General features: G+C 68.2%; 17 protein-coding genes and 1 tRNA gene. 14 read left to right on the top strand and 4 right to left on the bottom strand.

Annotated elements, in window-relative coordinates:
* Positions 1-15 precede the first annotated feature (15 nt).
* Positions 16-89 (bottom strand) — tRNA-Gln (locus DL238_RS01045).
* A gap of 185 nt (positions 90-274) precedes the next feature.
* Here DL238_RS01045 and DL238_RS01050 point away from each other — a divergent pair.
* A complete protein-coding gene (locus tag DL238_RS01050; protein WP_181883776.1) occupies positions 275-1504 on the top strand; it encodes a Ppx/GppA phosphatase family protein in 1230 nt (409 codons plus the stop codon).
* Positions 1505-1519: 15 nt separating this feature from the next.
* Positions 1520-2179, top strand: a complete 660-nt coding sequence (locus tag DL238_RS01055) for an RlmE family RNA methyltransferase (protein WP_115490570.1) — start codon at positions 1520-1522, stop codon at positions 2177-2179.
* A gap of 69 nt (positions 2180-2248) precedes the next feature.
* Here the strand turns inward: DL238_RS01055 and DL238_RS01060 are convergent, their stop codons facing one another.
* Positions 2249-2938, bottom strand: coding sequence for a c-type cytochrome (locus DL238_RS01060; protein WP_115490571.1), 690 nt, complete (start codon positions 2936-2938; stop codon positions 2249-2251).
* Between the two features lie 154 nt (positions 2939-3092).
* Between DL238_RS01060 and DL238_RS01065 the strand changes: the two genes are divergently transcribed.
* From DL238_RS01065 to DL238_RS01095, 7 genes are all read left to right on the top strand, one after another.
* Positions 3093-3725 carry a hypothetical protein gene (locus DL238_RS01065; RefSeq protein WP_115490572.1) on the top strand — a complete coding sequence of 211 codons (633 nt, stop codon included), beginning with the start codon at positions 3093-3095 and terminating at the stop codon, positions 3723-3725.
* A gap of 1 nt (position 3726) precedes the next feature.
* Positions 3727-5028, top strand: a complete 1302-nt coding sequence (locus tag DL238_RS01070; RefSeq protein WP_115490573.1) for a DUF4350 domain-containing protein — start codon at positions 3727-3729, stop codon at positions 5026-5028.
* Positions 5025-5987 (top strand): AAA family ATPase, encoded by a 963-nt coding sequence (locus tag DL238_RS01075; RefSeq protein WP_115490574.1) that lies wholly within the window; start codon positions 5025-5027, stop codon positions 5985-5987. The genes DL238_RS01070 and DL238_RS01075 overlap by 4 nt, the downstream gene beginning before the upstream one ends.
* Before the next feature lie 169 nt (positions 5988-6156).
* A complete protein-coding gene (locus tag DL238_RS01080) occupies positions 6157-7476 on the top strand; it encodes a DUF58 domain-containing protein (RefSeq protein ID WP_115490575.1) in 1320 nt (439 codons plus the stop codon).
* Positions 7473-8543 carry a stage II sporulation protein M gene (locus tag DL238_RS01085; protein ID WP_115490576.1) on the top strand — a complete coding sequence of 357 codons (1071 nt, stop codon included), beginning with the start codon at positions 7473-7475 and terminating at the stop codon, positions 8541-8543. Before DL238_RS01080 ends, DL238_RS01085 begins: the two co-directional genes overlap by 4 nt.
* Positions 8540-9442: an RDD family protein gene (locus DL238_RS01090; protein WP_115490577.1), complete on the top strand. Its 903-nt coding sequence runs from the start codon at positions 8540-8542 to the stop codon at positions 9440-9442. Before DL238_RS01085 ends, DL238_RS01090 begins: the two co-directional genes overlap by 4 nt.
* Positions 9443-9519: 77 nt before the next feature.
* Positions 9520-10413, top strand: coding sequence for a fatty acid desaturase family protein (locus tag DL238_RS01095; RefSeq protein ID WP_115490578.1), 894 nt, complete (start codon positions 9520-9522; stop codon positions 10411-10413).
* Positions 10414-10836: 423 nt separating this feature from the next.
* Here DL238_RS01095 and DL238_RS01100 read toward each other — a convergent pair whose 3' ends face one another.
* Positions 10837-11892 carry an isoaspartyl peptidase/L-asparaginase family protein gene (locus DL238_RS01100; protein ID WP_115492696.1) on the bottom strand — a complete coding sequence of 352 codons (1056 nt, stop codon included), beginning with the start codon at positions 11890-11892 and terminating at the stop codon, positions 10837-10839.
* Positions 11893-11992: 100 nt separating this feature from the next.
* Between DL238_RS01100 and DL238_RS01105 the strand changes: the two genes are divergently transcribed.
* From DL238_RS01105 to DL238_RS01120, 4 genes are all read left to right on the top strand, one after another.
* Positions 11993-12505 (top strand): GNAT family N-acetyltransferase, encoded by a 513-nt coding sequence (locus DL238_RS01105; protein ID WP_115490579.1) that lies wholly within the window; start codon positions 11993-11995, stop codon positions 12503-12505.
* A gap of 98 nt (positions 12506-12603) precedes the next feature.
* The gene (locus DL238_RS01110; protein ID WP_115490580.1) at positions 12604-14397 is read left to right on the top strand and encodes a DUF885 domain-containing protein; all 1794 of its coding nucleotides are present in this window, start codon (positions 12604-12606) and stop codon (positions 14395-14397) included.
* 63 nt (positions 14398-14460) lie between these two features.
* Positions 14461-14991, top strand: coding sequence for a sigma-70 family RNA polymerase sigma factor (locus tag DL238_RS01115; RefSeq protein ID WP_115490581.1), 531 nt, complete (start codon positions 14461-14463; stop codon positions 14989-14991).
* 2 nt (positions 14992-14993) lie between these two features.
* On the top strand, positions 14994-15629 hold the full coding sequence (locus tag DL238_RS01120) for an NrsF family protein (RefSeq protein WP_234030912.1): 636 nt from the start codon (positions 14994-14996) through the stop codon (positions 15627-15629).
* Positions 15630-15633: 4 nt separating this feature from the next.
* Here the strand turns inward: DL238_RS01120 and DL238_RS01125 are convergent, their stop codons facing one another.
* Positions 15634-16641 (bottom strand): zinc transporter ZntB, encoded by a 1008-nt coding sequence (locus DL238_RS01125; RefSeq protein WP_115492698.1) that lies wholly within the window; start codon positions 16639-16641, stop codon positions 15634-15636.
* A gap of 169 nt (positions 16642-16810) precedes the next feature.
* On the opposite strand from DL238_RS01125, the gene DL238_RS01130 reads away from it, so the two are divergent.
* Positions 16811-18115 carry an OmpP1/FadL family transporter gene (locus DL238_RS01130; RefSeq protein WP_115490582.1) on the top strand — a complete coding sequence of 435 codons (1305 nt, stop codon included), beginning with the start codon at positions 16811-16813 and terminating at the stop codon, positions 18113-18115.
* The last annotated feature ends 30 nt before the right edge of the window (positions 18116-18145 follow it).

Below are 18145 nucleotides of genomic sequence, written 5' to 3' on the forward strand. Positions count from 1 at the left end.
CGTCTGCAAAAAAGCTGGATGCCCCGTGAGGATTCGAACCTCAATTGACGGAGTCAGAGTCCGTAGTCTTACCATTAGACGACGGGGCAATGCCTGCGCGCGGTAAGGCTCGTGGACGAGTCTTGCGCGCTTGCGGAGCGGCGCATCTAGAAAGCCGGGGGCGCAGCGTCAAGCGTTGAGATTGCGGGCGGCCTTGCCGGAATGCGCCCTTCCGGGTAGCATGTGCGACAGGTCCCCGCAGGATATCCGCTGCGGGCGGAATGGAAAAAGTATTATGGCGGACTTCGTGCCGCCGGACGATAGCAAGAGGGCTTGCAACACGGGGGGCAATAAGTCCGGCGAGGTAGCAAAGGATCGCTACCACCACTCTCCGAAGCCCAAGGGTTCGCACACGCGCCAGCGCCCCATCGATGCCAAGGTCGATGGCCGCGGCGATGGCAGGCGGCGCAATAGCGCATCGAACCATCGCCCCGCCCCGCGCAAACCCGAACGCCATGGTCGCCAGGCCTACGCGGCGCTCGACCTGGGCACCAACAATTGCCGCCTCCTCATCGCGCGCCCTTCGGGCCAGGATTTCACTGTCATCGACGCCTTCAGCCGGGTGGTGCGGCTGGGCGAAGGGCTCGCGCTGACGGGCAGGCTGTCTGACGAGGCGATGGACCGCGCGCTCGGCGCGTTGCAGGTCTGCGCGGAAAAGCTGCGCCGGCGCAACGTCTTCCTCGCCCGCTCGGTCGCGACCGAGGCATGCCGCCGCGCCGCCAACGGCGCCGATTTCATCGAACGGGTGCGCCAGGAAACGGGCATCGTGCTCGACATCATCTCGGCGCAGGAGGAAGCGCGCCTCGCGGTGCTCGGCTGCCACGTCCTGCTCGAACAGGGCGAGGGGCCCGCGCTCATCTTCGACATCGGCGGCGGCTCGACCGAGCTCATCCTCGTCGGGCCCGGCGACGGCGCGGTCCCGCGTATCCTCGACTGGCAGAGCGTGCCGTGGGGCGTCGTCTCGCTGACCGACACGATCATGCGCGAATGCGAACCCGCGCACGACGAGGCGGGGCGGCTTGCGCACTATGCCGCGATGCGCGCGAGGGTGGACGAGAGCTTCGCCCCCTTCGCGAGCCGCATCGAAGACGCCTCGCGCGAGGAGGATATCCGCCTGCTGGGGACCAGCGGCACGGTGACCACGCTGGCCAGCCTGCATCTCGAGCTGCCGCACTATGATCGCCGCGCGGTCGACGGGCTGATCGTGCCCTCGCATTCGATGCGCGCGATCTCCACCCGCCTCTCGCGCCTGAGCGAGCGCGAACGCGGGCAGGTGCCCTGCATCGGGCAGGACCGCGCCGAACTGGTGGTGGCGGGCTGCGCGATCCTCGAATCGATCCTCGACCTGTGGCCGGCGGACCGCCTCGGCGTTGCCGACCGGGGCATTCGCGAAGGCATCCTGCGCAGCCTGATGGCGGCCGACTCCGGCGGCGAGCAACCCCGTTCGCGCGCCGGCAACCCCTAGAATGGACCTGACAGCATGAGCCGATCCAGAGGCGACCCCGACAAGCGCGTGAAGACCGCGCGCGGCCGCACCGCGTCCTCGACCCGGTGGCTGGAGCGGCAGCTGAACGACCCCTACGTGCGCGAGGCGAAGGCCGCGGGCTATCGCAGCCGCGCGGCGTTCAAGCTGATCGAGCTGGACGAGAAATTCGGCATCCTGCGCGGATCGTCGCGGATCGTGGATCTCGGCATCGCGCCCGGCGGCTGGGCGCAGGTTGCGCGCAAGAAGCGCCCGCAGGCGACGATCGTGGGGATCGACCTTCTGCCGACCGAAGCGATCGAGGGGGTCACGATCCTCGAAATGGATTTCATGGCCGACGAGGCACCCGATGCCATCATGGGCCATCTGGGCGGTCCGCCCGATCTCGTGATGTCGGACATGGCGGCGAACACGGTCGGCCACAAGCAGACCGATCACCTGCGCACGATGGGCCTCGTCGAAACGGCGGCGGACTTCGCGATCCAGACGCTGGCCCCCGGCGGGCAATTCCTCGCCAAGGTGCTGGCAGGCGGCACCGATGCCGAGCTGCTCACGCTGCTCAAGAAGAACTTCAAGACGGTGAAGCACGCCAAGCCACCCGCGAGCCGCAAGGGCTCGTCCGAATGGTACGTCGTCGCCCAGGGTTTCAAGGGCTAGCGATCTCAGAATGCGGGGCGGGGCATGATGCCGCCGCCCTCGCCCGAAAGGCTTTGGTCTTCGCTGCCTCTAGTCCTCGCTGGACGTGGCTGCGGCCTGCTCGGCCACGGGCTGGTCGGCGCCCATCGCGCCGGCGGCCTCGGCTTCACCCGACTCGGCGCCTTCGACCGCGCCAGGGCCTTCGCCCGCACCGTCGACGTCATCGCCCTCGGCAGGCGCTTCTTCGGCTTCGGGCTCGGGCAGCGGCGGGCCGCCGCCGTTTTCGAGCAGGTAGAGAATCACGTTGGCGCGATCCTCGGGATTGGAAAGGCCAGCGAAGCTCATCTTGGTGCCGCTGGCGAAGGCGCGCGGGCTGGCGAGCCAGGCGTCCATGTTCTCGTAATTCCATTCGCCGCCATGGCCCGACAGCGCGGAGCTGTAGGCGAAGCCGGGCGCGTGCTGGCCGATGCCGGTGCCCAGCACACCGTAAAGATTGGGGCCGATACCATTGCCGCCGCCCTGCGCGATCGTGTGGCAGGCGGAGCACTTGGCGAACACACCTTCGCCCGCCGATGCGCTGCCCGAAGCGAGCAGATTGGCAAGCGAGGGTCCGCTTTCGGCGGCGCCTTCTTCCTCGGCACCTTCGATGAAGAAGCCCGGCTCTTCCGGAGCTTCCGGATCGTCGCCGTGGAAGTACTTCGCGCTGATGCTCGAAAGGCCGAGCGCCACCACGCCGGAAAACAGGATCCACCCGAAAGCGGTATTGCGATCGTCTTTCATCGAAATTTGCCTGGCCACATCTGCTGGGGAAGGTTGCGTGGGCGATCTAGCCACACGGCTTTGTGTGCGCAAGTGCCACGCGCCCGATAGGAACGAAGGTCCTATGTCCGCAATGCCTTGCGACGCAAGTGACCGCGTGCAATCCCTCGCCCCCGTGACGATAGGCGCAGGCACCGATGACGCGGCGGCGGACGCGTGGCGCAGCGTGCGCGACGATAGCGATATCCAGTTCGCACCCATCGAACCGCCCGCGCCGCGCGAAATGCCCGAGTGGCTGCGGGCCGTCGGCGAATTCCTGGTGGATGTTTTCGGTCCGCTCGCCCGCGCCTTCGTGGCCGCGTGGCCGGTGCTGCAATGGGTGCTGGTCGGCGTCGGAGTGATTCTGCTGGCGCTGCTGATCGCAAGGATCGCGGGGCTCGAGGTTTTCGCGAAGCGCGATGCCGCCCCGGACGAGGGCGCCGAGCCGGCGATCGATCCGGCCGAGGCGCGCGCGCTGCTCGACGATGCCGACGCGCTGGCGGCCAAGGGGCTCTACGGCGAGGCGGTCCGCCTGCTGCTCGCGCGCAGCATCGGCCAGATCGCCACGCGGCGCCCCGACCTCGTCCAGCCGTCGAGCACGGCGCGCGAACTCGCCCGGCTCGACGGCCTGCCCGAGGCGGCGCGAACCGCCTTCGCCGCGATCGCGCGCGCGGTGGAACGCGCGCTCTTTGCGCTCGAGGACCTGAGCGAGCCGGACTGGCGCACGGCGCGCGCCGCCTATGCCGATTTCGCGCAGGAGCGTGGCTGAGATGGCCGCATCCACCGATCGCGCCGCCTTCGGCAAGCGCGGCACCTTCGCGCTCGTCGTCTTCGCGGTCCTCGCCTTCGTCGCGTTCCTGTTCCTGGTCGGTCAGGGCGGGCTTTCGGGGAATGCCAATAATGGCCGCGCCCATGCCGCAGGCACGGGATTGACGGGCTTCGCCGCGCTGACCCGCATGCTCGAGGCGCAGGACGTGCCGGTGGTCCGCTCGCGCGACCGGGGCGCGATGGACACGCCCGGGCTGCTGGTGCTGACCCCGCCGCCCGAAGTCGACACCGACGAGCTGGCCGAGATCGTCGACCGGCGGCGCACCATCGGGCCGACGATGATCGTAGCGCCCAAATGGGCTACGTTTCCTGCACAGGGACGCGGCGTGAAACCCGGATGGGTCAACATTGTCAGGCCATCTGGCCGGTGGGATCTCACGATCGACACGCATGATCTGCTCGTCGACTTGGTCGACGTCGATCCGGGCGAGGGCCGGATGCGCGGCGCGACCGTCGCGGATGGAAACGCACGCTGGCGCGGTTTGGGATCGGCCGGCGGACTGCCCAGCCCCCGCTTCCTCACCGCGCTCCGCGCTCGCGATGCCGAAGGGGTCCTCAGCCCCGTGGTGGTCGACGACCAGAACCGCATGCTGGCCGCCCATCTTGCCGACGACGGCAGCTATCTCGACGGCGATCTCTACCTCGATCCCGAGCGCGGCGATGGCCGCCCAGTCTACAACGTGCTGATCGTGGCGGAGCCCGACCTGCTGAACAACTGGGGCCTCGCGGACGCGACCCGCGCCGCGCTGGCCTCGGATCTCGTCGCGCTCGCACGGCAGGGGACGGAAGCGCCGGTGCACTTCGACATGACGCTGAACGGGCTCGGCGCCTCGCGCAACCTCCTGACGCTCGCGTTCGAGCCGCCCTTCCTCGCCGCCACGTTGACGCTGCTGCTGGCGCTCGCCATCGCGATGTGGCGCGCCTTTGCGCGCTTCGGCCCGGCGCTGCGCCCGGCCCCCGCGATCCAGCCGGGCAAGAGCCAGCTGGTCGCCAATGGCGCGGATGTGATCGCGCGCAGCCGTCGCCTGCGGCTGCTGAAGACCCCGTACGAGGCGCTGGCGCGCGCGCGCATCGCGCGGCGTCTGGGCCTGCACGAAGCCGATGCCGAGGATATCGACCGCGCGCTCGCCGCGCGGGGGCACCCCGGCCTCGAACAACAGCTCGAACCCCTTCGCGGGGCACGGCGCAGCACCGAGATCGTCCGTGCCGCCCGCTCGCTCCGCGACCTCGAAAGGACCTTATGACACAGCCGCTGGAAACGCTTCGCACCCTCGCCGCCGACGTGAAGGCGCAAGTCGGCAAGGCCATTATCGGCCAGGAAGAGACGATCGATCACCTGCTCGTCGCGCTGATCGCGCAGGGCCACGTGCTGCTGGAGGGGCCGCCGGGCACCGCCAAGACCTTCCTCGCGCAGTGCTTCGCGCGCGCCACCGGGCTCGACTATGGCCGCATCCAGTTCACGCCCGACCTGCTGCCGGGCGATATCCTCGGCTCCAACCTGTTCAACTTCCAGACCAGCCAGTTCACGCTGACGCGCGGCGCGATCTTCACCGAGCTGCTGCTGGCGGACGAGATCAACCGCACCCCGCCCAAGACGCAGGCCGCGCTGCTCGAGGCGATGCAGGAACGCCGCGTGACGCTGGACGGCGAAACGCACGTGCTGCCCGACCGCTTCATGGTGATCGCGACGCAGAACCCGATCGAGAGCCAGGGCGTCTACCCGCTGCCCGAGGCGCAGCTCGACCGCTTTCTGTTCAAGCTGATGGCCGCCTATCCGAGCGCGGAGGAAGAGGCGAATATCGTCGCGCGCTTCGGTGCCGAGCAGGGCCCGCCCCGGCCCGAGACCTTCGGGATCGAGGCGGTGACGGGGCGCGACGCGCTGCAGGAGAGCATTGCTGCGGTGAAGGCGGTCACCCTCGCGCCCGAGAATGTCGACTATGTCGTGCGGCTGGTGCGCGCGACGCGCGACCACGCCGATCTCGCGACCGGCGCATCCCCGCGTGCCGCCGTGCTGCTGGGCAATGCCGCCCGCGTCCGCGCCGCGATCGACGGGCGCGACTACGTGGTGCCCGACGATATCAAGGCGCTGGCGACAGGCGTGCTGCGCCACCGCCTGATCCTGTCGGCCGCCGCCGAGATCGAGGGGCGCGAGGTCGAGGCGATCGTCGCCGACCTGATCGAAAGCACGCAGGCGCCGCGGTGAACCCGAACCACCAGATCCTCCCCGCTTTTGCCCGAAGGGCACAAGTGGGGAGGGGGACCACCCGCAGGGTGGTGGAGGGGTGTTTCCCTTCAAGCCCCCCTCCGTCAGACGCCTTCGGCGCCTGCCACCTCCCCATTTGCGCTTCGCGAAAACGGGGAGGAATGCGGGCGTGACCGCGCTGCTCCCCACCACCCGCACCGCGCGGATCGTGGCGCTCGCCGCGCCGCTCGCGCTGGCGGTCGCGCTGCTGGCGCCGGCGGCATGGCTCGCCGTGCCCGTCGCGGCGGCGGTGCTGCTGGTGCTGGTGCTGGTCGATGCGGCGCGCGCCGGAAACCTCGCGGACTGGAAGCTGGAGCACGAGAGCGATGTCGAGATCGGCCAGCCGACGCTGCTATCGGTGTCCGCCGACCTCACCGGTCGCGCAGGCGCGGTGCAGGCCGCGCTGGCGGCCGAGCCGCGGCTTGCCCCCGGCGGACGCATCACGCTCGATCTCGAACCCGCGCACGGCATCTGGCGGGGCGAGGCGGAGCTTGCCGCGACCCGGCGCGGCACCGCCGAGATCGATGCGCTATGGCTCGCGTGGGAAGGGCCGTGGGGCCTCGGCTCGCGCCAGAAGCGCATCGCGCTCGACCGCGAGGTCCGCATCTGGCCCGACCTCTCCCCGATCCGATCGCGCCCGCTGCAGGCGCTGCTGCGCGATGCCGAGCTGGGCGTCACCAGCCGCCGCCGCCGCGGCGAAGGCACGCAGTTCGAGGCGCTGGCGGAGTACCAGCCGGGCATGGACCGCCGCCGGATCGACTGGAAGGCCAGCGCCCGCCACGCGGCGCTCTATGCGCGCGAGAACGAGGCGGAGCGCAACAACCAGATCGTCTTCGCCTTCGACTGCGGGCAGGCGATGTGCGAGCCGATCGACGGCCTACCCCGGCTCGACCGTGCCGTCAGCGCGGGCCTGACCGCAGCTTACGTGGCGCTCAAGGGCGGCGACCGCACGATGCTGTTCGGCTTTGCGCGCAAGCCCCTGCTCGCCAGCCCCTTCGTGAGCGAGACGCGCAGCTTCGTGCGCCTGCAGCAGGCGGCGGCCGGGCTCGATTACATGCCGGGCGAGGAAGCGAACTACACGCTGGCGCTCGCCACCCTCAGCGCCCGGCTCAAGCGGCGTTCGCTGGTCGTGCTGTTCTCCGATTTCAGCGACACGACCGCGGCGGAGCTGATGATCGAGAGCCTCGGGCGGTTGCGGCAGCGCCATGCGGTGATCTTCGTGACGCTCGAGGACCGCGAGCTGGCCGCCTTCACCGATGCGCAGCCCGATTCGATCGACGCGCTCGCCCGCGCGGTCACCGCCGACGCGCTCGCCCGACAGCGCCAGCTGGTCATCACCCGCCTGCGCCGGATGGGTATCGACGTGATCGAGGCACCGCATGACAAGCTCGGCTTCGCGCTGATCGACCGTTACCTCGCCCTGCGCGCGCAGGAGGCGATCGCAGGATGAAGCCGCCCGTCATCCGCAACCCCTTCCGCGCGGCCCCCCCGCCCGAGGTGCCCGCGATCGAGGCGGCTGCCCTGCGCTCGGACCGGTTTCGGCTGGAGCGCGAGGGCGACTGGCGCCGGCTCGACCGGATTGTCAAGCGGCTCGAGCGCGGCAGCATCCGGCGCCTGTCGGACGAGGATATTGCCGACCTGCCGGTGCTCTACCGCCAAGCCGCCTCGAGCCTCGCCGTGGCCCGCGAAACCTCGCTCGACGCAGCGACGCTCGGCTTTCTCGAAAATCTGGTCGAGCGCGCATGGTACCAGGTCTACGGCCCGCGCAGCGGCGTCTTCCGCTGGCTCGCGGGCTTCCTGCGCGGCGGATGGAGCCGCGCGGTCCGCGCCATCGGCATCGACATCGCGCTCGCCTTCGCCGCCATGGCGGCCGGGGTGGCCGCCGGCTGGCTGCTCGTCGCGCGCAATCTCGACTGGTATTTCGCGCTGGTGCCCGGCGGCATGGCGGGGGGCCGCGTACCGGGCGCCAGCCGCGCGGAGCTGGCGCAGACGCTGGGCATAGCCGACAGCGCGGGCGGCCTTTCCGCCTTCGCCGCCTACCTGTTCTACAACAATGCCACCGTGTGCATCCTCGCCTTCGCGCTCGGCTTCGCCTTCGGCGTGCCGACGCTCCTGCTGCTGATCTACAACATGGCGATGCTCGGCGCGATGGCGTGGCTGTTCCATTCGGTCGGCCTGCTGCCCGAATTCATCGCCTGGCTGAGCGTGCACGGCACGACCGAGTTCGGCGCGATCCTGCTCGCGGGCGCGGCGGGCGTCCATGTCGGGCGCAGCATGGCCTTCCCCGGTAATGCCAGCATCCTCGCCGCGACCGCCGCGGCCGGGCGACGCGCCGCGCTGGTGATGCTCGGCTGCGTCATCATGTTGATCTTCGCCGCCGTGCTCGAGGCCTTCCCGCGCCAGCTCGCCGGGTTCGAGGCGCGCGTCGTCATCGGCGTCTTCATGCTGCTGGTGTGGACCGCGCTGTTCACGCTCGTGGGCCGCCGCGCGCCATCCTCGTCCGGGGAGGCCGCATGACCGCGCTGGCGGCCCCGGACAGCAAACGGCTGCGGCAGGTGATCACGCCCGAGGGCGTGCCGCTGCGGATCGTGCTCGCGACGCGCGGAGCCCGGCTGCTCGCGCTCGTCCTCGACTATGCGATCATCTTCGCCACCGTCCTGGCGGTCGCCATCGCGCTGATCCTGATCGGGATCAATCTGGGCACGCTCGAGCAGCTCGACAACGGGCCGGGCGAATTCCTTATCGTGATCTTCTTCATCGCGATGTTCGTGCTGCTGAACGGCTATTTCATCTTCTTCGAAATGGGGCCGAGAGGGGCGACGCCGGGCAAGCGGCTGGTCGGCATCCGGGTCGCCGCGCGGCCGCAGGGCCAGGCGGGCGAACGCCTGACCGCCGAAGCGATCATCGCGCGCAACCTGTTGCGCCAGATCGAGATCTTCCTGCCGCTGACCTTCTTCCAGAGCGCGGGCGACGGCGGCGCGGCGTGGATCGCCGGATCGCTGTGGTTCGCGACCTTCATGCTGTTCCCCTTCTTCAACCGCGATGCGCTGCGCGCGGGCGACGTCGTCGCGGGGACCTGGGTGGTCGTGGCGCCGCGGCGCAAGCTGGCCGACGTGCTCTCGCTCGCATCGGCGCAGGACAGCGCCGCCACGCCCGTCTACCGCTTCGGACCCGAAGAGCTGACGGTCTACGGCGAGTACGAGCTGCAATCGCTCGAACGCGTGCTGCGCGACGGCGATGAGGCGACGCTCGCCGCGGTCCACCGCGCGATCGTCCGCAAGATCGGCTGGGAAGCCGGATCGGGCGACGAGCGCGCATTTCTCGAAGCCTTCTACACCGCGCTGCGCGCCAAGCTGGAAGGCGACCTGCGCTTCGGCCAGCGAAAGGCGGACAAGCACTCGGCGCTGGAAGGCTAGCGCGCGGGCTAGCGCGCGCCATCGGCGCCGATTGCACGCTTGGCCCGGCTCCGGTATTATCCTTGCCGGAGAGAGACATGAAACACGCCCCCGCCATCGGCGAATACATCACCCGCGCAGAGATCGCCGAACTCAGCGCCAAGTCCGATGCACGCGCCGCCGCGACCGTGCTGTTCCAGAGCGCGCTTGCAGTGGCGGCCTTTGCGGTGGCGATCGTGTGGCCCAACCCGCTGACGATCCTCGCCGCGATCATCGTGCTGGGCGGGCGCATCCAGGCCTTCGGGATCATCACGCATGATTGCGCGCATGGCGCGTTCTTCCGCACGCCGAAGCTGAACGTGTTCGTCGGCAAGTGGGTGAGCGGCGCGGCGGCGCATGTCCCGCTCGACCTCTATCGCCGCTATCACCTCAACCACCACAAGTACGCGGGCACGCCCGACGATCCGGACAAGTGGATGGTGAAGTCCTACCCCGTCACGCGCGCCTCGCTGAAGCGCAAGCTGGTCCGCGACGTGACCGGCCAGACCGGCTTTCGCGACCTGCTGGGCGAGATCAAAAACTTCAAGTGGAGCCAGACCGGGCCGTCGGTGCTGTTCCACACGCTGCTCTTCGTGGCGCTGCTCGCGGTCGGTGCGCCGTGGGCCTACCCGATGTGGTGGGCCGCGCGGATCTTCGTCTATCCGCTGACGATGCGGCTGCGGCAGATTTCCGAGCATGGCGTGGCGAAGGACCGCGATGCGATGGATGCCCGCATCAACACCGGCACCACGATCCCGCGCTGGTGGGAGGCGCTGCTGCTGTCACCCTGCAACGTGAACTACCACTTGGAGCATCACATTTTCGCGGGCGTCCCGCCCTACCGGCTGGCGCGGTTGCACCACCTGCTTTCGGAGCGCGGCTACTACCGCGACCATGACTGCATCGCGCACGGCTTCGGCGACGTACTGCGCCGCGCGACGCGCCCGGCCTGACGCTCCAGATCCTCCCCGCTTTTCCCGGAGGGACAAGCGGGGAGGGGGACCGCCGGACCGCTAGGTCCGGGGGTGGAGGGGCCCAATCTGAGGCCGCAGCGCCTCACCCCCGCCCCTCCGTCAGATGCCTGACGGCATCTGCCACCTCCCCATTTGGCGCTCCGCGCAAAACGGGGAGGAACCTGCAGGCCTTCTGCTGTCCTACACGCGCCGCTCGCGCTAGCGTGGCGGCGGCTCTTTCCCATCGTCGTCCCTGCGTTTCCCTTCCGCGCGCCTCATGGAAAAAAGAGGCGCAAACCGGCAAAGTGTCACCCGGCCGGAAATATGTCTTTGTAAAACAGAGGCTTCCCGAGGTTTTTCGAGGGTGACACCAGGGTGACACGTGTCACCCTCGTCACCCCTGTCCGACAGGGAAGCAGGCCGCTATTCGCCCTCGCCGTAGATCGCGATCTCGCGCAGCCCTTCGCTGGTCGAGCGGGCGCGGTACATGCCGGGCGTGTTGAAGCTGAAGATCGCATCGCCTGCGGGCGTGACGAGGATCACGCCGCCGTCGCCGCCCAGCTCCTTCACCTCGGCCAGAACCTCATCGGCGACATTCTGAGACTTGGCACGGGTCCAGACCGGATGCGGTTCCACACCCGCTGCCAGCAGATCGAGGATTTCTTCCTGAAGCCGCAACCGCGTGCAGATCTCCTGCGCCACGCCGACGCGGATGAAGAACTCGCCCCAGCCGGTCGCGGAGACCGCGCAAGCGCGGTTGTCGGCATAGGTCCCGGCGCCGATCACCGGGGCATCGCCGATCCGGCCCCAGCGCTTGCCGGTCATCCCGCCGGTCGAAGTCCCCGCCGCAAGGTTGCCTTCCCTATCGAGCGCAACCGCGCCGACCGTCCCGAACTTGAGGTCGACGTCCAGCGCCGAAAGCGCCTCCGCCTTCATCCGTTCGAGCGACTCCCGGCGTGCCTCGGTCGCGAACCATTCGTTTTCCACTCGCTCCAGATCCGTGCCGTCGGCGAAGGTTTCCGCCCCCGCCCCGCTCAGGAAGACATGCCGCCCGTCGCGCATCACTTCTTGAGCGAGCAGGATCGGGTGGCGCACCGTGCTGGTGCCCGTCACCGCGCCCGCCGCGCGGTCGCGCCCATCCATCAGCGCGGCGTCATGCTCGATCGTGCCGTCCCAGGTAAACACCGCCCCGCGCCCGGCGTTGAACCTCGGCTCGTCTTCCATCAGCGTGATCGCGGCGGTCACCGCGTCCATCGCGCTGCCGCCATCGCGCAGGATGTCTTCGCCCGCTTTCAGTGCCGCATCGAGCGCGGCGCGATACTCGGTCTCCTGCTCTGCCGTCATGTTCGCACGCTCGATCGTCCCCGCCCCGCCGTGGATCGCGAAGGACCAGCGCGGTTCGCCCGGGTCGTAACCGTCCTGTGCAGCGGCGGGTGCGGCAAGCATGAAGGAAAGAGCGAGTGCGATGATCGCGCGCATGAAGGAAATCCCCTTGTTCTGGTCGGCGCCGTTCTGCCCTGTCGCCACCGCACGGTCCAGCGCTTCCCCGACGCGGATCCACGCGCTAGGCACCTCACCCATGATCCTGCGCCCCGCCACCCTCGACGATGCGCCCGCGCTGGCCGCGCTCGGCCGGGAGAGTTTCTGCGCCGCCTTCGCGCATCTCTACAAGAAGCAAGACCTCGATGCCTTTCTGGAAGAGGTCTATTCGCAAGCCGCGGTGGCCGAAGAAATCGCCGATGATTTCTGCATCCACCGGCTGGCGGATGATGGCGAGAGGCTGCTCGGCTTCGTCAAGCTGCGCGCGCCCAGCTGGTACGCGGAATATTCCGACGCGGCGAACCCGATCGCGCTCGGCCAGCTCTACACCCAGCCGGACCTCGTCGGGCAGGGCATCGGCGCCGCGCTGATGGACTGGGCGATGGCGGAGGCGCGCGAGCGTGCCCACGACGCGGTCCAGCTTTCGGTCTGGAGCGAGAACACGCGCGCGCAGAAGTTCTACCAGCGCTACGGCTTCGCGAAGATCGCCGATATCGACTTCTGGGTGGGCGACCACCGCGACGACGAGTTCCTCTACGAGCTGCGCCTGTAGGCGATCTCTCTCGCCCTTTCGTCGAGCGGACTCTTGCCAATCCGCGCCCGGCGGCGCACTCCTGCCCGCGACAATCCACACCGGGGAAACCGCCGCCAATGAAGACCTTCGCCGCCGCCATCGCACTCGTCGCGCTGCTGCCAGCCGCGCCCGCTTTCGCCCAGGCCACCGAAGCTGCAACGCCTGCCGCCCAGCCCGACTGGGTCGAGACCAGCAATGCCTACACGCAGAAGCTGATCGACTTCGAAGCGCAGTTCTACCCCGAAGGCGCCTCGTCCTCCGGCTACGAGCAGTATGACGGCCAGACCTTCGATTATTCGCTCGACGCGGACGAGCGCTACGTCGCGGGCGCGAAGGAACTGAAGGCCGAATTCACCGCAGCGATGGCGCGAGAGAGCAATCCCTTCGTCAAGCAGGACCTCGCCATCCTGATCGACAATCTCGACCGCAGTATCGCCTCGAACGAGCTGAACGAGCAATACATGCTCGAATGGACCGAGCTGCCGCAGAACATCTTCTATTCGATCGGCAGCATCCTGTCCGACCAGACCGCCGAGAACCGCCGCGCCTCGGCGCTGGAACTGCTGCGCAAATATACTGGCGTAGCGGACGGCTACGAGCCCTATACCGAGCAAGCCAAGACGCATTTCGAAGCCAGCCGGGGGGACGGGAAGATCGGGCCCTATCGGGTCGAGGTCGCGGAATCGATCGGCAAGATCCCGACCTTCGTCGCAGGCATTCGCGAGCTGTTCGACAAGTACGAGATCGAAGGCGCGGACGAAGCGCTCGACGCGATGGAAACGCAGTTCGCCGATTACGGCGAGTGGACCCAGGAAGAAGTTCTGCCGGAAGCCCGCGACACCGCCCGCCTCCCCGAAGAACTTTACGCGCTCAACCTGCGCAATGTCGGAATCGACATGGACCCGCGCGAGGCGATGAGCCAGGCGCGCCGCGGCTTCTACGAAATCCGCGCCCAGATGGAGGCGCTCGCCCCGCAGATCGCGGAGAAGAACGGCTGGCCCGAGACCGACATGGCCGGGGTGATGAAGCAGTTGAAGCAGCAGACCATCCCCAACGACGAGATCGAGGAATTCTATCGCGGCGTGAACCGCGAACTCGAAGCCAAGGCGCGCGAGAACGACATCGTCAGCATTCCGGACACCGAGTTGCAGATGCGCGTCGCGAGCGAGGCGGAAAGCGCCGCGCAGCCCGCGCCGCACATGCGCCCGCCGCGCCTGATCGGGAACACCGGCGAACAGGGCACTTTCGTGCTCACCGTCGGCAATCCGACCGCCAGCGCGGACGACGCCTACGACGATTTCAACTTCCCCGCCGCCGCGTGGACGTTGAGCGCGCACGAGGCGCGCCCCGGTCACGAGATGCAGTTCGCCGCGCTGGTCGAGCAGGGCGTGTCGCTCGCCCGCATGCTCTACGCCTTCAACAGCGTGAACGTCGAAGGCTGGGCGCTCTATGCCGAGGCGGAGATGATGCCGCACGAGCCCATCGAGGGCCAGTTCATCGCCCAGCAGTTCCGACTGCTGCGCGCGGCCCGCGCCTTCCTCGACCCCGCGCTCAACCTCGGCCTGATGACCCGCGACGAGGCCGAATACGTGCTGCGCGATGAAGCGCTGTTCTCGCCCGGCATGACCAAGCAGGAGCTCGACCGCTACCAGTTCCGCATGCCCGGCCAGGCTGGCGCGTACTACTACGGCTATCGCAAGCTGATCGACCTGCGCGTCGAGACCGAACTGGCGCTGGGCGAAGCGTTCGACGAGAAGGAATTCAACGACTTCCTGCTGGCGCAGGGGATCATCCCGCTCGAACTGATCGCACAGGCGGTGCGCGAGGGATTCATCCCCGCGCACCGGCCGGCGTCCGGCGGCGCCGGATGATCGCGGCGGGCCTGGCGCGAGCCGTCGTGTAACCGCTGGCAATGTCCGCGCGAAAGGCCGGGCATGATCGCCGAGGAAAGCACGCTGGCCGACCTGATGCGCCGCTCGCAGCGCGGCGACCGGCAGGCGTACAACGTCCTGCTCACCGAGAGCCGGATGTGGCTGGAGCGGTTCTTCCGCCGCCGGGTGCCCCCTTCGCAGATCGACGATCTGGTGCAGGACGTGCTGATGGCGGTGCATCGCAAGCGCGCCACCTGGGACCCGGCGCGCGCCTACCTGCCGTGGCTGGCCGCGATCGCGCGCTATCGCTGGGTCGATCACCTGCGCAAGGCCTACCGGTCCGCGACGAGCGAACTGGGGGACCACGATGTGGCGGAGGATAGCGAGGAAGACAGCACGATCGCGCGGCTCAGCCTCGACCGCCTGTTCATCGAGCTTCCCGAAAAGCAGGCCGAAGCGATCGAACTGGTCAAGATCGACGGCCTCTCGATCCGCGAGGCGTCCGAAAGGACCGGGCAGAGCGAGAGCCTGGTCAAAGTGAATATCCATCGCGGGCTCAAGAAGCTCGGCAAGATTATCGAGAAGGCAGACTGACAGTGTCCACGCAGAACCTGATCGCGCGGCTATCCGACGAGCTCGAACCGCGCACGCCGATGCGCCGCCGGCAGGGCCTCGCGCTGGTCGCCGCCGGGCTGGGGCTGACCGTGATCCTCGTCGCCGGGGTTCTGGGGTCGTGGCGCGCGGCCCTGGCGGGCCATGCGTCGCCCGAGTTCTACATCGTCAACGCCATGCTCCTGGTGCTCGGCGCAGCCGCTGCGAGCGCGGCGGTGGCAATGGCTGCGCCGCAGGTCGGCAACCGACAGGATGGCGCGCGCTGGGGCCTCGCGATGGTCGCGATCCTGCCGCTGGTCGCAATCGGCGTTGCCCTTTCGCAAGGCCTGAGCGCGCGCGAGATGATCGACGAGCACGCGGCCCGTTGCGTCGCATGGGGCACCGCCAGCGGCCTGCTCGTATTTGCCGCGCTCGGCGGGTGGCTGCGCCGCGGCGCGCCGGTCTCGATCGAGGCGGCGGGGCTTTACTCGGGTGTTGCCGCCGGGGCTCTGGGCAGCTTCGCCTGCGGCCTGTCTTGCCCGATCGACGATATGGTCCATCTCGGCCTGTGGCATGTCGCGCCGATCCCGCTCGCCGGGCTGGCGGGTCGGCTGATCCTCCCTCGCCTCATCCGGTGGTGAAAGTCTAGAGCCACTTCAATCGTTTGAAGATCGTCAGCAGCACCACGATGATCGCGATGCAGACCGCGGCAACCCACCAGAAGGCGTCACTGTCGTTCACCCCGGGCATCCCGCCGACATTGATGCCGAGCAGCCCGGTGAGGAAGCCCAGCGGCAGGAAGATGCCCGCGACGATGGTGAGCATGTAGGTCGCGCGTTCGTTGCTCGCGAGCGCGCGGGCGCGCAGCTCGTCCATCAGCACCACCGCGCTTTCCTTGCTGACGTCGATATCGTCGAGATAGCGGCGCAGGCGGTCGATCGTCTCGGCGATCTCGCGCCGGTCGTGCTCCTCGAACCAGGGCGGCGCGTCGCGGCTGATGGCCTCGAGCGCGACATGCTGGGGCCCCATGTGGCGTTGCAGGCCAAGGCAATTGCGCCGGATGGTGGCGATCTTCTGGAGCATTTCCTCGGGATCGTCGTCCATGTCCTGCGCTTCCAGCTCGTCGATATGGTCGTTCATATCGACGATCGAGGCGTTCATCCGCGCCACCATCGCCTCGGTCAGCGCGGTAACGATCGCACCCACGTCGCCCGGTCCCGCCCCGCGATCGATCCGGGCGAGGATCTGGCGCGGCGTCTGCAGCGGATGGCGGCGCAGCGTGATCAGCCGCACGCCGTCGCTCCACACCTGCATGCTGATCATGTCCTCGGGCTCGGCTCCGGGGTTGAAGTTGATCCCCCTGAGAGTCGCGACCAGCGTATTGCCCTCGCGGAAGGCGCGCGGGCGGGTCTCGTCGCTGGTCAGAAGTTCGGCGGTCGGTTCGGGAATGCCGAGCCGTTCCTGCAGCCATTCATAGACGCCGGGCGTGTTGCGACACAGGTGCAGCCACAGCACCTCCCCGCCAGCGCCCGCATCGCCCGGCTGCCAATGCTGGATCGCCGCCCAGTCGATCGGGCGGCCACCGCCATTGCCGTCGAGCACCCGTGCGAAAAGCAGCGGAGTGCCGGGTTCGGTATCGTTCAGTTCGGCCATCGCCCCCATCTGGTCTAAAGTGTCGCCAATAGACAATACCCGAGTACGGAACGCCGATCCTGCGGCAGACCCGTCTCTCGGAACGAGGAAAACTCGAAATTTACTATTGCAGCTCTGATCGTGTTGGCGTTTCAGGGCCGAAAGATTCCGGTAGGACACAGAAAGCATCATGACCAAATTCCTCGTTCACGGCCTGCGTGCCGCATCGGCGCTCGCGCTTGTCGGGGCTGCCAGCCCGAGCCTTGCCGGAGGCTTTCTCATCAACGAACAGTCGACCACCGCCACCGGCCGCGCGCTGTCCGGCGCAGCCGTGGCCGCCGATGGCCCGGGCGCAATTTTCTTCAATCCCGCCATCATGACCGAGCTCGAAGGCATTCAGCTCGAAGCGGGCGGCCAGATACTGCTGGCCAAGGCAGAGCAGATCGATCGCGGCAGCACGCGGACCATTCCCGGCTTGCCCGTCACGGCGCCGGTCGGAGGCAATGGCGGTGGCAATCCATTTCCCCAGCCGCTGCTCGTGCCCAATGCATCCGCCAGCGTGCAGGTGAGCGACCGCGTGTGGCTGGGCGTCAGCGTCAATGGCCCATTCGGCCTGATCAGCGATTACGACGAGGGGTTTTTCGGCCGTTACGACGCCGACCGCTCGAAGCTCTTCACGCTCAACGTACAGCCGAGTGCGGCGGTCAAGCTGTCCGACAACGTCTCGATCGGTGCCGGTCTCGACGTCCAATATGCCGATGTCGAACTGACCAACGCCCTGCCCAATCTTGCCCCGGGGTCGCCGGACGGACTGCTCGACGTGCAGGGCGACGATATCTCGTTCGGCTGGAATGCCGGGGCTACGGTCACCTTCGCTCCGGTTCGCTTCGGCGTCCATTACCGGTCGCAGATCAAGCACGATCTGGAAGGAACGCTCGAGATTTCCGGCCTCGGCGGACCACTTGCCGCGAACAACCGCACGGACGACGCGTCGGCGCCGCTCGACCTGCCCGATATCGCGACGGTCAGCATGCAGATCGGCATCGACACGCCCTACCGTTTCTACGCGACGTGGCGTCATTACGGCTGGAGCAGCTTCGAAGAGGTCCGGGTTCAACCCGCGACCGGTCCCGCATTGGTGGACGAGCAGGATTATCGCGATACGTGGTCTATGGCGCTCGGTGCCGATTACGACGTCTCGGACAAGCTGACCGTGCGCGCCGGGACCATGTTCGACCAGACCCCTGTGACCGACGAGCACCGCGGTTTTCGCATCCCCGATGGCGATCGCACCTGGCTGTCTGCCGGAGCCAGCTACGACCTCGGCCATTTCACCGCCAATCTCTCCTACGCGCATGTGTGGGTCGCCAGCGCCAGTGTCGATGTGACCGAGACGGTCTATGCCGGCTCGCCCGCAGCGATCGACATCCGCCGGCTCGCCCGATCGACCGGGTCGGTCAATATCCTCGCTGCATCGATCGCCAGCCGCTTCTGACCTTTCGCTTGTAACCTTCAGACCCTATAA

Source organism: Alteriqipengyuania lutimaris (genome assembly GCF_003363135.1).
Classification (GTDB): Bacteria; Pseudomonadota; Alphaproteobacteria; order Sphingomonadales; family Sphingomonadaceae; genus Alteriqipengyuania; species Alteriqipengyuania lutimaris.

What these genes read in the sequence shown, in the direction of transcription:
- DL238_RS01130 (WP_115490582.1), top strand. Translation starts at nt 16,811, where the DNA reads ATGACCAAATTCCTCGTTCACGGCCTGCGTGCCGCATCGGCGCTCGCG.
- DL238_RS01050 (WP_181883776.1), top strand. Translation starts at nt 275, where the DNA reads ATGGCGGACTTCGTGCCGCCGGACGATAGCAAGAGGGCTTGCAACACG.
- DL238_RS01100 (WP_115492696.1), bottom strand. Translation starts at nt 11,892, where the DNA reads ATGCGCGCGATCATCGCACTCGCTCTTTCCTTCATGCTTGCCGCACCC.
- DL238_RS01070 (WP_115490573.1), top strand. Translation starts at nt 3,727, where the DNA reads ATGGCCGCATCCACCGATCGCGCCGCCTTCGGCAAGCGCGGCACCTTC.
- DL238_RS01075 (WP_115490574.1), top strand. Translation starts at nt 5,025, where the DNA reads ATGACACAGCCGCTGGAAACGCTTCGCACCCTCGCCGCCGACGTGAAG.
- DL238_RS01090 (WP_115490577.1), top strand. Translation starts at nt 8,540, where the DNA reads ATGACCGCGCTGGCGGCCCCGGACAGCAAACGGCTGCGGCAGGTGATC.
- DL238_RS01085 (WP_115490576.1), top strand. Translation starts at nt 7,473, where the DNA reads ATGAAGCCGCCCGTCATCCGCAACCCCTTCCGCGCGGCCCCCCCGCCC.
- DL238_RS01110 (WP_115490580.1), top strand. Translation starts at nt 12,604, where the DNA reads ATGAAGACCTTCGCCGCCGCCATCGCACTCGTCGCGCTGCTGCCAGCC.
- DL238_RS01055 (WP_115490570.1), top strand. Translation starts at nt 1,520, where the DNA reads ATGAGCCGATCCAGAGGCGACCCCGACAAGCGCGTGAAGACCGCGCGC.
- DL238_RS01095 (WP_115490578.1), top strand. Translation starts at nt 9,520, where the DNA reads ATGAAACACGCCCCCGCCATCGGCGAATACATCACCCGCGCAGAGATC.
- DL238_RS01060 (WP_115490571.1), bottom strand. Translation starts at nt 2,938, where the DNA reads ATGAAAGACGATCGCAATACCGCTTTCGGGTGGATCCTGTTTTCCGGC.
- DL238_RS01125 (WP_115492698.1), bottom strand. Translation starts at nt 16,641, where the DNA reads ATGGCCGAACTGAACGATACCGAACCCGGCACTCCGCTGCTTTTCGCA.
- DL238_RS01115 (WP_115490581.1), top strand. Translation starts at nt 14,461, where the DNA reads ATGATCGCCGAGGAAAGCACGCTGGCCGACCTGATGCGCCGCTCGCAG.
- DL238_RS01105 (WP_115490579.1), top strand. Translation starts at nt 11,993, where the DNA reads ATGATCCTGCGCCCCGCCACCCTCGACGATGCGCCCGCGCTGGCCGCG.